The 12,854-nt window shown below is 58.7% G+C and carries 11 protein-coding genes; 5 read left to right on the forward strand and 6 right to left on the reverse strand.

Features of this window, described 5'->3' with window-relative positions; translation table 11 throughout:
* Positions 1-448: 448 nt before the first annotated feature.
* Both CKV89_RS00105 and CKV89_RS00110 read left to right on the forward strand, forming a co-directional pair.
* Positions 449-2,173 carry a methyl-accepting chemotaxis protein gene (locus CKV89_RS00105; RefSeq protein WP_051277248.1) on the forward strand — a complete coding sequence of 575 codons (1,725 nt, stop codon included), beginning with the start codon at positions 449-451 and terminating at the stop codon, positions 2,171-2,173.
* A 105-nt stretch (positions 2,174-2,278) separates the two neighbouring features.
* On the forward strand, positions 2,279-3,193 hold the full coding sequence (locus CKV89_RS00110; RefSeq protein WP_028326811.1) for an alpha/beta fold hydrolase: 915 nt from the start codon (positions 2,279-2,281) through the stop codon (positions 3,191-3,193).
* 19 nt (positions 3,194-3,212) lie between these two features.
* Here the strand turns inward: CKV89_RS00110 and CKV89_RS00115 are convergent, their stop codons facing one another.
* Complete coding sequence (locus CKV89_RS00115) at positions 3,213-3,854, reverse strand: TetR/AcrR family transcriptional regulator (RefSeq protein WP_028326812.1); 642 nt, start codon at positions 3,852-3,854, stop codon at positions 3,213-3,215.
* Between the two features lie 5 nt (positions 3,855-3,859).
* On the opposite strand from CKV89_RS00115, the gene CKV89_RS00120 reads away from it, so the two are divergent.
* On the forward strand, positions 3,860-5,104 hold the full coding sequence (locus CKV89_RS00120; protein ID WP_231935400.1) for a DUF418 domain-containing protein: 1,245 nt from the start codon (positions 3,860-3,862) through the stop codon (positions 5,102-5,104).
* Here CKV89_RS00120 and CKV89_RS00125 read toward each other — a convergent pair.
* The 4 genes from CKV89_RS00125 to dnaK form a co-directional block, all read right to left on the reverse strand.
* Positions 5,057-5,515, reverse strand: coding sequence for a heat shock protein transcriptional repressor HspR (locus CKV89_RS00125; protein ID WP_084440943.1), 459 nt, complete (start codon positions 5,513-5,515; stop codon positions 5,057-5,059). The genes CKV89_RS00120 and CKV89_RS00125 overlap by 48 nt on opposite strands.
* 11 nt (positions 5,516-5,526) lie before the next feature.
* Positions 5,527-6,540, reverse strand: coding sequence for a DnaJ C-terminal domain-containing protein (locus CKV89_RS00130; RefSeq protein WP_028326813.1), 1,014 nt, complete (start codon positions 6,538-6,540; stop codon positions 5,527-5,529).
* Between the two features lie 119 nt (positions 6,541-6,659).
* Positions 6,660-7,451 carry a nucleotide exchange factor GrpE gene (gene grpE / locus CKV89_RS12095; RefSeq protein WP_051277250.1) on the reverse strand — a complete coding sequence of 264 codons (792 nt, stop codon included), beginning with the start codon at positions 7,449-7,451 and terminating at the stop codon, positions 6,660-6,662.
* 154 nt (positions 7,452-7,605) lie between these two features.
* Complete coding sequence (dnaK, locus tag CKV89_RS00140) at positions 7,606-9,513, reverse strand: molecular chaperone DnaK (protein WP_028326814.1); 1,908 nt, start codon at positions 9,511-9,513, stop codon at positions 7,606-7,608.
* Positions 9,514-9,883: 370 nt separating this feature from the next.
* Between dnaK and CKV89_RS00145 the strand changes: the two genes are divergently transcribed.
* Complete coding sequence (locus tag CKV89_RS00145; RefSeq protein WP_028326815.1) at positions 9,884-10,249, forward strand: ArsR/SmtB family transcription factor; 366 nt, start codon at positions 9,884-9,886, stop codon at positions 10,247-10,249.
* Between the two features lie 34 nt (positions 10,250-10,283).
* Positions 10,284-11,507: an MFS transporter gene (locus CKV89_RS00150; protein WP_034400462.1), complete on the forward strand. Its 1,224-nt coding sequence runs from the start codon at positions 10,284-10,286 to the stop codon at positions 11,505-11,507.
* 159 nt (positions 11,508-11,666) lie between these two features.
* Here CKV89_RS00150 and CKV89_RS00155 read toward each other — a convergent pair whose 3' ends face one another.
* Entirely contained in the window at positions 11,667-12,653 is a 987-nt protein-coding gene (locus CKV89_RS00155) for a hypothetical protein (protein ID WP_028326816.1), read from the reverse strand.
* Between the last annotated feature and the right edge of the window lie 201 nt (positions 12,654-12,854).

Consider the following 12,854-nt stretch of genomic DNA (forward strand, 5'->3'; position numbering starts at 1 on the left):
TCTCGTCAATAAGCTTGTACATATACGAAGGGCCCTGTCCGTGACGGACAGGGCCCTTCGGGCGGATGAACTAGTGCACGGCTCAGCTAGAGCGACGTGATTCCACACGAACCGGCACCGGCTCGGGGCGCGGCGCGGCGGCAACGACAACAACTGCGGTCGCTGTCGTGACGACTGCGGTAATGACTGCCATGTCATGTCCTTCGTGTTTGGTCCGCGCGGCGGTCATGAGCACACGCGGTGTCACATCCAGACTATCGCGGCCGCCGCACATCTTGTGTACACAGGAAAAAGTTATTCAGCCACGCCGAAGGCGAACAGCACCTTGTTATCCCTAGATCTATGACCGGCTGCCCCGCCGTAACAACGAAATCTACTCAGGTACAAACATGCTCGCCCGATGAGAGCAGCAGGGGAAAGCTATGTCACATCGCGGGGAAAGGTCGTCATGAAACAATCCACCCTCATCAGAACTGGATATTTGGCGACCCTGACACTGACCGCACTTACTCTTTTGGCCATTGCCGCGCTACTGCTCAACACCGGCACCCCTACCCAGGACGACGGCACCCCCACGACCGCAGCTACCAGCTCCTCGGGGACTTCCCCAGAAACAACAACAGGAATCAGCAACGCCGCCACCATCTTGGACACAATGCGTGCCCTGACCGCTGACGCACGAGGATTCGCCACCACTGGCGACCGCGCATGGCTTACCGATTACTTCGCCATCAGCGAGAACTCACGCACCATCGACACCACCCTCGAATCCTTGCGCTCAACCAAGACTGCCCCCCCTCTGGCCGCTGCAGCCGCTACCGCAGCTGAGGCACACAAAAAACTCACTATCGCCGATATCCGCTCCATGCGACTACGCCTGGAAGCAGACAACGTCCCCGAAACCCAAATGCCTGTCCGGGTCGCCGAATACCAACTGATCCCCGCAGATAAAGAACTCACCGCTACCGCCAAACGAGAACTCGCAGCCACCGTCGTATTGGGCCGCGACTACCGCAACGCCTCCGAGGCCATCACCACCCCCCTCAAAAAGGCCATCACCAGCGCCAGCACCACTACTGCCCCAGCTGCGGCTTCAGATCCCATCGTCCCAACTGCTAGCGAAACCACCTGGGTCAAGAGCTGGGCCGCCATCCCCGCGATTGCCTGCGCAATCGTGTGCCTCATCACCCTGATTGCTCTCGTGCGCCTATGGCACACCCGCACCGCAGCACCGCTGAACCGCTACACCACTGCGCTCACCAGCGCAGAACCTCACGATCTCAACCTCACTCTCACCCCCGAAGGCACTGACACCACCCGCGCTCTGGCCCACCACTTCAACACCCGCCAAGCTGCGTTAACTACCTCTTTAAACCTCATCACCAGCGATATTGACCGCATAGCAGCCACAGCAGCTGAACTCGATACCAGCGCAGACCGGTTTGCTACCACCTCCGCAGCGACCAGCTCAGCTGCAGAAGACGCCGCCGGTACCGCCACTCAGTTGAGCGACAACGTCAACACCGTCGCCACTGGCACTGAAGAGATGAATGTCTCTATTCGCGAGATCGCCACTGCAGCCACCCGCGCCTCTGAAGTGGCTTCCGAGGCGGTCACCTCTGCCCAGGGCGCGGTGAGCATCGTTGAAAAACTTTCTGAGTCCTCTGCCCGTATCGGCGAAGTCATGAAAACCATCACGTCGATCGCTGAGCAAACCAACCTGCTGGCCCTCAACGCCACCATCGAAGCCGCCCGCGCCGGAGAAGCAGGCAAAGGCTTCGCCGTCGTGGCCAACGAGGTCAAAGAACTGGCTTCCCAGTCCGCGGCGGCCTCCGACGACATCTCCGAACGGATCCTGGGCATTCAAGGAGATGCTGAAGCGACCTCGGCAGCGCTGACCAGCATCGGCGAAATCATTGCCCGCATCAATGAAACCCAATCGACAATTGCCTCGGCTGTGGAAGAGCAGACCGCCACCACCACAGAGATGCGACGTTCGGTCCAGGAGGCTGCTACCGGAGCCAGCGGTATTGCCCAGACCGTTTCTCAGGTCGCTGATCGTGCATCCGCGGGGTCAACAGCGGCGACCGAAACCCGTCAAGACATCGCTACCTTGAGCGAAATCGCCGCCTCTACAGCCCAATCTCTGCGCATGTTCAACACCCATCAGTGAGCCGCGACACGCCCCTAGACACCCCGCAGGCATGTTCTCTTCATTTTTGCGCATATCGTCGATACCCCAGCATTGGGCTCAGACGGACTGCGAAGGAAGACTCCCATGTCGCCACAGGACATCGAAATACCCGTGGACACCGGCGTCCTCGCCGTCAGAGACCACGGTGGTGTTGGCCAGCCACTCATCCTCGTGCACACCCCCGGCTGGAGCCTAGAACTATGGACACCACTAGCTGAGCTACTCACTGACCAATTCCACGTCTACAGCTTTGACCTGCGCCGCCACGGTCATTCCACCGCCGTGCACCTACCCGCTTGCACCGCGTGGCATGACCTCGAAACCATCAGCTACTACTTCAACCTCGGCCCTGCGATTCTTCTGGGCCATGACATGGGAGCGTTCCTAGCCTGCGTCGCCGCTATTAAACGCCCAGACTTGTTCACCTCGGTCATTGGTGTTGACGCAGCAGCAACACTGACTCGCCGTGAAGTAATAAAGACCTACAGCACTATCACTGACCCCGAATTCCATGCTGGCCTGAACACCAGGTTCGCTCTAGACACCAAACTGCCCAGCAAGCAACACGTCGAGGCATGGGCAGAAAAACAGCTGGATCGGTACCGGAAAGACTGGACTCTCAAGGGGTTCAATGAGGATGCGATGCGCGCCGATATCGACCGCACTATCCGCCTACACCCTGATGGAACATTCCGGACAGCGGCCAGTATCGAGGAGATCCTGGCGCTGTACACCTTCACCCTCGCCGATGAAGTGTTCCCCTCAGTCGACCTCTACGAGAAGCTGCCGTGCCCGTCATTGACGATCCATTGCCGAACCGGGCTACACAGTGAAAGCCACCAGCGTCTGCTCAAACTCATGACACAGCACCCTTTTATGGAAGTGGTCACCATCAATGCTGGCCATATGGCGATTCATTCATCATCACGGGACATCTCCACTCTGGTCAAGGAGTTCGCTTCTGAGGTTTACTCGGCAAAGGTTCTGTGCTTTTCGTAGATTCACCGCTCAACAGCACTTATCGCACGTCTAGCGCTGTATCAACATGTCTGCGCATTATTTCTCGCACTGTCTTGGCATTGAGTCGCTCTGGGCCGTAGAGCAAAGCCACCGCTAAGCCATCTACCGCCACCGCAAGACATTCGGCACGCAGTTCAGCCTCAGGGACACGCGCATACTCCACTAAGGGGCGCGTCACCATCCTTGCCCCTTCGATCATTTCTTGGGCTTGTGTCCGCAAAGACTTTTGAGTTCGAGAGCGCTCACTCAAAGCTAGCCACACGGCAACTTCACGACGCCGCGTGGCGTCCAGCGGCAGCAGTTCTTCTAAGACATCCACGGCCATGTCTCGGAATGCAGGTGAAGTAGCGATGGCTCGCTCAGCTTTGAGCGAATCTTTTGTGTTTTTCAGCTGTTCTTTTTGGAAATCCTCTACTCGTGCCCAAATGCGTTTCTTGATGCGTTCCCCCATGACCTGGAGGGATTCAATGAGCATCCCTTCATGGCCTTCTATGTAATGACGCACTGATCCAACGTTAAGTCCAGCTTCGGTTGCGACGTTACGTAATGACGCTGCCTCCACTCCGCCTCGCTCAATAAGGGCGAAAACGGCGTCAGCAATGCGCTCTCGCCTGTGGATGACGTCGACGATTTTGGGCACGTTCCTTGTCTATCACCTGCACACCAGATCTTTTTTATCTCATCTGTGATAAAAAAGCCATGTTCTCACCTAAGCCTCGCTATGCCGCCCTGGACATCGCCCGCGGTATCGCGATCTGTGGCACTCTGGCCACCAACATATGGATCTTCTCCCACCCCAGCGGCCTACTCGGCTACTTCGACTCCCCCACCAGCAGCAATGCCGCCCCCTGGCAGCAAACAATCGAAGCCATTCTTCAAGCTCTGCCCAACGGAAAATTCCTAGGACTCCTGACGCTTCTTTTTGGCATCGGCCTGGCACTTCAAGCAGAAAGCGCATCCCGGCGTGGCCACACCTGGCCTGGGCCCTATCAATGGCGCATGTGCATCCTGTTCCTCGACGGAATCCTGCACTACCTACTCGTAGTCGAATTCGACATTCTTATGGGGTACGCAGTGACCGGCGGTATTGCCGCCTGGGTTATTACCTTCAGCGAACGCACCCGAAAAGCATGGTTCACATGCGCACTAGCTGTGCACGCTTTGCTCGTTCTCGTAGCATCGATGGCCCTCATGGCCTCCATGAACACCCAGAGCACCCCCGCTGCCTCTGGAGGCAACCCTTACCGCGATGGCTCCTGGTGTGACCTGGTGCTTCTTCGCATTGATTCAGCATTTATGTTCCGGATTGAACCAGTTTTCATTCTTCCGATGAGCATCGCGATGTTCCTGCTCGGCCACCGCCTATACCAATCAGGAATACTCACCGAAAAAGCCACACAGCTGCGCCGGCGATTAATCATCATCGGTCTCATCACTGCGCCGATTGACCTGGCCCTATCCCTGTCATCCCCCGCCTTGAACGTCCTCACCCGCTACGGCACTGCACCAGTAGTAGCTGTAGGAATGTTCGCACTGATCGTCAGCACCGCACATTCACTCAGCTCTGGAATATCCCGCTCTCTAGCCGCACTCGGGCGCGTCTCCCTCAGCGCATACATGCTGCAAAATCTCGTTGCTTCAGCGCTTTTCTACGGATGGGGCCTGAACGTGGGGGCGATGGATCCGCAGTGGCGACTGCCAGTCACAGTCGCAGCGTGGATAGGCATCAGCGCGCTCATGCTTGTGATGGCTCACTACTGGCTACTTCATTTTCGCCACGGCCCCATGGAAATGGTCACTCAAAAGTTGTACCGCAGCATTGTTGGAGCTCCGGAAGCGACCTCAGCGGCTGGGAACACGCCGCGGATCCCACACCACGAGAGCACGTGAAGCAACGTTGCGGCGCGGGCGTTGCCCAGCCCGCACCGCAACAACATCACCGCTGCTGGCTGCCGCGAAAACCCGCCTGGCCTGATCACGGCGCTCCCGTGCCTGCTCAACCTCGCGGCGCAGCTCCTCGACCGTGGCATTGAGCTCTTCAATACGGTTTTTCAGCGCCAGGATGTACCGAATCCCTGACAAGCTCACGCCTTCATCTTGTGAAAGCCGCTGAATCTCCCGTAACTCCATCACATTCCGTGCTGAATAACGTCGCCCTCCCCCGCGTGTACGTGCAGGTACGACCAATCCAAGCCGGTCATACTGGCGCAGAGTTTGGGCGTGCATTCCCGCCAGCTGCGCAGCCACGGAGATCACGAACACAGGAGTGTCATCATCAGGGGAAAACGATGAGGGGTTCACGGCGGGCACTTTCACTCACCTCGCGCCCGAGTGAGCAGCTCCGCCCTGGGATCGAAGTCGCTTTCCTGAGCGCGCAGGGCTTCAATAGCTGCACGTGCTTCATCTGTGAGCCGCTGCGGCACCGTCACCTGGATGCGTGCTCGCAAGTCACCCGGAGTTCCTTTAGTTGGCACTCCCCTGCCCCGCACGCGCAAAGAACGCCCACTGGGGGTTCCGGCAGGCAGTTTCAACTTCACGGGGTTGCCGCCAAGAGTTGGAACAGAGATCGTGGCCCCTAGTGCGGCCTCTGCGAAAGTAACGGGAACATCAACGACGAGGTCGTTACCTTCGAGCCGGAACACCGGGTGCGGTTTCACGGTCACTTTGAGGAGAATGTCACCTGCTTCTCCCCCTGCCATGGGTGAGGATTCCCCTTTACCGCGCAATCGGATGGTCGCTCCGTCTTTGACCCCGGCCGGAATGCGCGCGGTGATTGGTTTACCGCTGACTCCGTTAACAACAACCGTGTCACCGTTAACGGCTTGTTTGAAACTCAGTGTGGCGGTGGCGTGCACATCACGTCCTTTGGGTGGACGTGTCCCAGCAGTACCGAAACCCATGTTGCCTGTGCCTGAGCCTTGTTGACCGAACATGCCCAGAAGATCTTCGAGGTTGGGTGCTGCTCCAGCGGTGCGACGCGCCCCGCCAAAACCTCCCGCATTACCGAACAGGCCACCGAGCAGATCGTCGAATCCTGCTCCCCCTCCTGGCATACCGCCGGGGCCGCCAGCTGTGAAACGGGGGCCACCGCCCCCCATGGCGCGGATGGCGTCATATTGACGACGTTGTTCAGCGTCGGAGAGCACCGCGTATGCTTCGCCGATTTCTTTGAATTTGGCCTCGGCGACAGGGTCGTTTTTGTGGGTATCGGGGTGATACTCACGCGCCATTTTGCGGTACTGCTTTTTGATCTCTTTGTCGTCCGCGCCCGGTTTCACACCGAGGACAGCGTAGAAATCCTTGTCCAACCAGTCTTGACTGGCCATGTTCCCTCCTTAACGTTCTGTGTCGGGTGAGTTGTGCCCGAAGCTGCTGTGTGAGGCGCCGTGGCGGGCGCCACTACACGAGGGCGGCGCGGACGACGATCAGCGCTGGGGTATCCCAGTCACTTCGGGTCAGCGACACCCACTATTGCTGGGCGTACTACCCGCTCACCGATGCGGTATCCGGGCTGCATGACCTGCACGACAGTGGTGTCGGTGACACCTTCGGGCAATTCCCGAACGTCGTGCGAAATGGCTTGGTGAACGGTGGGGTCGAAGACGTCTCCTTCAACCCCGAATCGTTCTACGCCTTGTTTGAACAAGGAGGTTTCGAGTTTTTCTGCGATTTTCGCCAGTGGGCCAGTTTCGAGGTCACCGTGAGCTCGGGCGAGACCGATCTCGTCAAGAACTGGAAGTAGCCCTTCGAGGACTTTGCTGGTGCCACGCTGGGCTGCTTCTTCAAGGTCGCGTTTCGAGCGCCGCACGTAGGCGTGGTACTCGTTTTCGAGGTTGGTGTATGAGGCGCTTACGCGCTGTAGCTGGTCGATGAGTTCCTGTTCGCGTTCGCTAGTTTCGTTTTCGAACGCGACAGCGAGGCCTTCAGGGGAGTCATCCATGGCTTGCGCTTGGTCAGACTCTGGCTGCTCGGCGGTTGTTTCTTCGCTTGCCTGCTCCACGGTTTCTTCACTGGTTTGCTCGGCGGGCTCTGGAGCCACAACGTGTTCTTCTTCAGGGATAGCCGTGTCGGGACGGTTTTTTTGGGCGCCTTCGTAGGCGGCGCGGGCGGCGGCTTGCCCCCCTGGCCCGGAGACCGGTGATGTCGGCCCTGGAGCGAACTCAGTTCCTTGTTCGGGTGCGCTGTGGCGGGCTTGGTATGCGCCGAACTCGTTGTCTTGCGGCTGTTCCTGCGACACGTTCCATCGCCTCCTGTTGAGGAAAAACTACTGCTGCTGCACGCCGTTTGTGGTTGTAGGGCATCGCTTGGCGTTGGGTGATACCCGGTGCGGCTCTGGGGCCGCCGCGTGTTGCGGCGGCCCCAGAGGTTACATTCGGTCGGCGACTAGCAGGTCACTTCTTGTCGTCTTCGACGACCTCGGCGTCAACGACGTCGTCGTCTGCCTTGGCCTTGGCGCCCGTGGCGGAACCTGCACCAGCACCAGCGTTACCTGCCGCACCAGCGTTACCGGCCTGTGCGCCCTCGGCCTGGGTAGCCGCGTACATTGCTGCGCCCATCGCCTGAGAAACCTCGTTCAGTTTGGTGACCTTGGTGTTGAGCTCTTCAGGGGAGACTTCGTCGTCACCGGTCTTCGCGAGAGCTTCCTTGAGGTCCTTAACTGCTTCTTCGACCGGGGCTTTCGTCTCGGCAGGAACTTTCTCACCATTGTCGGCGAGGAACTTCTCCGTGGAGTAGACGAGTTGTTCAGCCGTGTTACGGGCCTCAGCGGATTCGCGGCGCTTCTTGTCTTCTTCGGCGTGCGCTTCAGCTTCCTTGACCATGCGGTCGATTTCTTCCTGCGGAAGAGCCGAGCCACCGGAGATCGTCATGGACTGCTCTTTGCCCGTGCCGCGGTCTTTAGCGGAGACGTTCACGATGCCATTGGCGTCGATGTCGAAGGTGACCTCGATCTGCGGGACGCCACGGGGCGCTGGGGCGATGCCGGTGAGCTCGAAGGTGCCCAGAGACTTGTTCGCGCTAGCGAGTTCGCGCTCTCCCTGGAACACCTGGATTAGCACCGAGGGCTGGTTGTCTTCAGCAGTGGTGAAGGTTTCGGAGCGTTTGGTGGGGATGGCGGTGTTGCGCTCGATGAGCTTGGTCATCAGGCCACCCTTGGTCTCGATACCCAGGGACAGCGGCGTGACGTCAATGAGAAGAACGTCTTTGCGCTCACCCTTGAGGACACCGGCCTGCAGGGAGGCTCCCATGGCGACAACCTCGTCTGGGTTGACGCCCTTGTTGGGCTCTTTGCCGCCGGTGAGCTCCTTGACGACCTGGGTGACGGCTGGCATACGGGTGGAACCGCCAACGAGCACGACGTGAGCGATGTCGCCTACGGAGATCCCTGCATCCTTGATGACCTGGTGGAACGGCGCCTTGGTGCGCTCAATGAGGTCGGCGGTCATCTGCTCGAACTGGGTACGGGAGAGCGTTTCGTCCAGGTGGATGGGGCCGTTCTCGCTCATGGAGAGGTACTGGAGCGAGATGCTGGTGGTGGTGGCGCTGGAGAGTTCTTTCTTGGCCTGCTCGGCGGCGTCACGCAGACGCTGCATGGCGATCTTGTCGGTGGCAAGGTCGATGCCGGTGTTGTTTTTCACCGTGGTGAGCAGGTGCTGGACGATGCGGTCGTCCCAGTCGTCGCCACCGAGCTTGTTGTCACCGTGGGTGGCGCGGACCTGGATGGTGGAGAAGCCATCTTCGGGGTCTTTGCCGACTTCGAGGAGGGAGACGTCAAAGGTTCCGCCACCGAGGTCGAAGACGAGGATGAGTTCGTCTTCTTTGCCCTTGTCCAGGCCGTAGGCCAGAGCGGCGGCGGTGGGCTCGTTGACGATGCGCAGGACGTTGAGGCCCGCGATTTCACCGGCTTCTTTGGTTGCCTGGCGTTCGGCGTCGTCGAAGTATGCCGGGACGGTGATCACTGCGTCGGTGACAGTGTCGCCGAGGTAGGCCTCAGCGTCGCGCTTGAGCTTCTGGAGGGTGCGGGCGCTGATTTCCTGGGGCGTGTATTTTTTGCCGTCGATTTCGGTGGTCCAGTCGGTGCCCATGTGGCGCTTGACAGAGCGGATGGTGCGGTCGACGTTGGTGACGGCCTGACGTTTGGCGATTTCACCGACGAGGATTTCGCCGTTCTTGGAGAACGCAACGACGGACGGGGTGGTGCGGCCGCCTTCAGCGTTAGCAATGACGGTGGGTTCGTCGCCATCGAGGATAGAGACGGCCGAGTTGGTGGTTCCAAGGTCAATACCTACTGCACGTGCCATGTGTTGGCGCTCCTTCACGTTGGGCGGTGGCCTTAAGGGCCAGCGGCAACCCGGTGGCTGCTTGTTGCGTTGGCGGAATGCCACCTGCTCGGGGACGTAGCCATCTCTGCGCGAGAGAGGTTCGTACCGGCGTTGTTGCTCGGGTTAATGAAAGACGGACCCGAACGAGAGGCACTCCGCCCTGGCAGGTCAAGCACCTGCTTCGGATTGATTGCTACACACTCAACTTTGAAACTTGAGTTGAAGGTTGTCAACTGCCACACCGAAAACTTGCGCATACTCGACTCAACTTTGAGCTAGGCACCCCTTCATGCGCGAGATGCATGCAGCGAGCAAGAACCCCTGAGTGGCATTTTGTTATTATCTGCGTATGAATGCAGATAATAAGGTTTGCGGACTCTCTCCCTCATCGGAATACGTTGATCTAGCAGCTGAAGTCTTCCGCCTGCTTTCTGACCCCACCCGAATCAAAATCATCCTGGCCCTGCGCGCCGCCGAAGAGCTCTCCGTTAACTCTCTGGCCGAAATCGTTGACAAAAAACCCTCCGGCGTTTCTCAACACTTAGCTCGCATGCGTATGGCCCGCATCGTCACCACTCGTCATGAAGGCACCAGCGTGCGCTACCGACTCACAGACGAGCACGCTCTCGCCCTGGTTATCGAAGCTGTCAAACAAGCCGAACACGCCACCGCCAACGGCCAAACACCACGGCACCACCACTCCCCCGCCGAGTAGCCCACATACATCACCTCAGCGAACGACTCACCCCATGCTGCGCGTCCTCACCCACCGCACCTACGCGAAGCTTTTCAGCGCCCACGTCATCGCATTAGTCGGCACTGGACTGCTCACGGTCGCGCTAGGCCTACTAGCTTTCGACATTGGCGGCGGTAACGCTGGCCTCATCATGGGCACCGCCATGACAATCAAAATGGGTGCCTACGTGTTCGTTTCACCCATCGCTACCGCCTTCGTTTCTCGTCTTCCCCGCAAGCCTGTTCTCATTGGGGCAGAGATCACCCGAGCCGCAGTAGCTCTCTGCCTGCCTTTCGTCACTGAAGCATGGCAGATCTACATCTTGATCTTCTTGCTTCAATCAGCTTCGGCCGCATTCACCCCCACTTTCTCGGCCACGATCCCCGCAGTCTTGCCTGATGAGAATGAGTACACCCAAGCGCTTTCACTCTCTCGTCTCGCCTATGACCTGGAATCACTGATCAGCCCGATACTGGCTGCAGCACTGCTGACCATCACTGGTTTTCATAATCTGTTTTTTGGCACGTTTGTTGGGTTCATTGCCTCTGCTGGGTTGGTCATAACAACTCACATTCCTGCCACTGCACCCTCATCGATAGAGAAATTTCACGACAGACTCACTCATGGGTGGCGGCTCTTCTGGTCAACTGCTGAATTGCGTGGCCTGATAGGGATGAATCTTGTTGTTGCCGCAGTCACGCCCTTGGTGATCGTCAACACTGTCGTTCTGGTGCGAGCCGAACTTGGTAGACCACAGCACGATGTTGCGGTGCTTCTGGCAGCGTATGGAGGCGGTTCCATGTTGATCGCACTTAGCATACCGAAGCTGATCAACCGCCTCACAGATCGCAGCATCATGCTTGCTGGAGGCATCTCACTACTTCTGCTTTTGATCGCCGCCGCGGATGCGATCGCTTGGACGACTCATTCTGCCCAATGGGGTGCACTTCTACTGGTGTGGACGCTGATGGGTGCCGCCACCTCGGCTGTGCTTACACCCTCGGCACGAATCCTGCGTAGGAACAGCACGGATGAGAACCGAGCCGCTGTGTTTGCGGCTCAGTTCTCGCTGTCTCATGCATGTTTTTTATTCACTTACCCGCTAGCTGGGGCATTGGGAACGGGTGCGGGGGTCTCGACAACCGCTTTGACACTTGTTCCGCTGGGATTGATCGGTGTGCTTACCGCAGCAGGGATGTGGATGTCTTCATCGGTGGCGAAGTTAGCGGCTAGCTAGCAGCCACATTCTGGTGCAGATCAGCACGATGACGTCGGGCAGTCTTCTGTCAATTAGGTGGTGGCCGGTCACGTCATCACAACCGGCCAGCGGTCAGAACATGTGGCCATGGTGGTATTGCACGATCTCACTGCTCTGTAGGTGCATCCGATGTGCTTTTTAGGAAACAGAGCTGCTCGTGGTGCATTCGGCGGCTTGTTGGCTGGCGTCTTGGCGAGCGCGCGACAGCCAACGGCGAGCAGTGCGGTCAGCGACATGGTGGCCTAGGTGCGACATAGCTTCCTGGACGTGACGACCTGTCGCGGCATCGCCGTACAGATCGAGAACTTTTGCAGCGACGGTGCTGATTTCTTTGTCGCTGTCCGCAACGACAAACTGTGGCACCCAGCCAGAACCTGCGAGTGCCAGCTGAGGGGCTGTTTGGGGTGTATTTTCAGCGTCTTCGTTAGGGGCGAAGGAGGCATGTTTGGTCGTGGCCAAGGCAGGTAGTGAGTCAACAGCTGCGACCTGGCGCATCGCGGATGCGAGTGCTGCTTGATCCAAGTTGGGTTGACTCCGGCAAAGGCGTAGGTAGATGGCCTCCAGGCGGGCGCTAGCTTTGACGCGTTCACGGTTGGTTGCAGATGCGGCGGCCTGCCTTGCAGCTACTGCCACGTCCAGGGTGGCGTTATGGCGGATGCGGTCAGCCCAGGGCCATGCTGCGCGCTCTTCGGCGTCGGCAAGGACGTGGTTGTGCCATAGCCAGGCGGCGATCAGTGGCGCAGCGAATCGGACTGCGATAGCTAGGAACACCGTGATGGAGGTAGCTTTGGGCGCTGCGGTGGTGAAGATTTCGTGAAGGGCGGAGAAAATACCTGTGCCCAGGGCGATAGCCCAGGTTGCAATGAGGTCATTGCGTGCACAGCGGCCGGTGGCGATGGCTTCACGCGCGGACAGCGCTGCGACAACGAAAGCAAGCTCGCAGAAGATGGCCATAGCGATGGCTATTTCAACAGGGAAGTTGAGAGCTTGGATGCCAACGAGGGCGATTCCGTGGGCGGAAAGAACGAGGGGTATCGCGATTGTCAGCACGGTCACGATGAGTACGGTGCGGGATCGTCCGGTGGCTGTTGAGGTAGCTGCCTGTGGTGGCTTGGCGTTTGTCATGGGGACTAGGTCCTTTGGGTTAGCGATGGTTTAGGTATGTATTCGTTGTGTGGCGGCCAGATCCAGTAGCGCTCGGTCACGGATGTTTTGCGTGCGGCGCTGCGCATGTTCGCCCTGAATCGGTGTCGCCGTGTTGTGGTTTTGTGGGTGAGCCTTCTGCGGGCTCGCGTTGCCGGGCGCTACGTCGACGATTCGCTTCCG

The organism is Dermatophilus congolensis (assembly GCF_900187045.1).
GTDB lineage: Bacteria > Actinomycetota > Actinomycetes > Actinomycetales > Dermatophilaceae > Dermatophilus > Dermatophilus congolensis.